Origin of the sequence: uncultured Campylobacter sp. (genome assembly GCF_938018145.1) — a bacterium.
GTDB lineage: Bacteria > Campylobacterota > Campylobacteria > Campylobacterales > Campylobacteraceae > Campylobacter_A.
This window is the reverse complement of record NZ_CALIII010000159.1, coordinates 1-1,911: the sequence shown is the minus strand read 5'-3', so window position 1 is coordinate 1,911 and position 1,911 is coordinate 1. Positions and strand designations below refer to the sequence as shown.

General features: G+C 48.8%; 3 protein-coding genes and 1 pseudogene. All 4 read left to right on the top strand.

Translation table 11 applies throughout. The features are described from left to right. Window positions 1-310 (top strand): annotated as a pseudogene (locus Q0338_RS03580) (hydrogenase large subunit); the annotation flags it as partial. Then, window positions 307-846 (top strand): formate hydrogenlyase complex iron-sulfur subunit, encoded by a 540-nt coding sequence (locus Q0338_RS03575; protein ID WP_298085563.1) that lies wholly within the window; start codon window positions 307-309, stop codon window positions 844-846. The pseudogene Q0338_RS03580 and the gene Q0338_RS03575, both read left to right, overlap by 4 nt. Then, window positions 843-1,673 (top strand): NADH-quinone oxidoreductase subunit B family protein, encoded by an 831-nt coding sequence (locus tag Q0338_RS03570; RefSeq protein WP_298085562.1) that lies wholly within the window; start codon window positions 843-845, stop codon window positions 1,671-1,673. The genes Q0338_RS03575 and Q0338_RS03570 overlap by 4 nt, the downstream gene beginning before the upstream one ends. After that, the coding region (locus Q0338_RS03565) for a formate hydrogenlyase maturation HycH family protein (protein WP_298085561.1) at window positions 1,670-1,911 on the top strand (242 nt) is incomplete at its 3' end. The genes Q0338_RS03570 and Q0338_RS03565, both read left to right, overlap by 4 nt.

Sequence of the window (1,911 nt, the reverse complement as noted above, 5' to 3'; positions counted from 1 at the left end):
CGCGCTCGGATACGACGAAGCTCCTCGCGGAGAAAACGTCCACTGGATCATGCAAGGCAGCGCGCAAAAGGTTTTCCGCTGGAGATGCCGCGCGGCTACGTATAACAACTGGCCGAGCCTTCGCTATCAGTTCCGCGGAAATAATATCTCTGACGCCGCATTGATCGTTTGTTCGCTTGACCCGTGCTATTCGTGCACCGAGCGCGTTACGGTCGTGGACGTAAATACTAAAAAGAGTAAAATTTTAACCGAAAAAGACCTTAAGAGATTTTGCCAAACAGGCAAGATTAGCAAAAAGGATTTAAGATGATGAAGTTATTTGACGTAACCGAAAAATACGGAAAGGCGACCTACGCCTATCCGTTTGAGCCTTATAAGGTGCCCGAAAATTTCCGCGGGCAGCCGTTTTACACCTACGAGCTTTGCATAGGCTGCGCGGCGTGCGGCGTAGCGTGCCCTAGCAACGCCATAGAGCTAAAGATGAACGAAAAGCAAGATAAGCTCGTGTGGCAGTTTGATTGCGGACGCTGCATATTTTGCGGACGCTGCGACGAGGTTTGTCCAACCGGCGGCGTGCGCCTAAGCCAGGGTTTCGAGCTTGCGGTTAAATTTGACAAAAGCGCGCTAATCCAACGCGGCGAGCTAGAGATGCAAAAGTGCAAATGCTGCGGCAAACCGTATACGCCGGTTCGCCTCATCAACTATACTTTTTCAAAGCTTAGTACGGCAAATTTACTCCCGGGCAGACTAGAGGAAGCTAAAAACTATCTCTATATTTGCCCAGAGTGCAAAAAAGCGCAATCTGTAGAGCGCTTAACTAAAGACGTAGAGGAGGGGATAAAATGAGCCTTTATCAAGTTCCCGAAAATATAAAAACGGCAAACGACCTAACCGCAAAGTTAGAACATCTAAAAAATATCAAACGAAGCTTTAGCGTCTACCGCATCGACTGCGGCAGCTGCAACGGCTGCGAGATAGAAATTTTCGCCGCTATTACGCCGATGTGGGATCCGGAGCGCTTCGGATTTAAGCTAGTAGCCAACCCTCGCCATGCGGACATTTTGCTCTGCACCGGCCCGGTTACGCGCCAGATGTATTATCCGCTGCTTCGCGCTTACGAGGCCGCTCCTGATCCAAAGATCGTGGTTGCGTTTGGCGCATGCGGAAGCACGGGCGGTATCTTTTACGACGCTTATAGCGTTTGGGGCGGTATAGATAAGATTATCCCCGTAGACGTCTATATCCCGGGCTGTCCTCCGCATCCGGCTAGCGTCATCTATGGCCTTGGCATGGCTCTTGGCATCATAGATCAAAAGCTGCAAAAAAGAAGCTTTGAGCAGGACGACTGTAAAGTTCCGGCCGTTAAAGAGTCCATCATGGGCGACATACTTTTTGAGCGAGATTTGGAAGCCGAGTCAAAGAGGCTGATGAGCTATATATTTGGCAGGACGCTGTTTACTAAGTATATGGACGCAGCCAAAACATCGCCAGATATCCATGATGTAGCAGCGACCAAAAAAGCGATACTAGAAGCTATGTATAAAGAAGAAGATCCTAGATACGCCGAGTGTATGGGGCTGCTTTACAACGACGTCTATCTAAAATACGCCAAAGCAAAACGCGATACGCAAAACGCCATCGACGTCAAAAAAGAAATTTGGGATAAAAGATGATAAGAGTCTATAAACTCGCCCGCCGCCACATGGACGAAAACGAAAAGATGCCAAAAGAGCTAAAAGATATCAAGCTATTTTCCGTCTGCGTCGGACACGGCGTGGGGACGGTGGACTTTAGCGAAAAAACGCTCGAAATACCGGACGAGGAGTTTGAGCGCATCGTCGCTAGCGGCGGCGAATACGTCAAATTTAAGCTGGGAAATTTGAGTAAGTATTTCGAGGTGGAGATATTTAG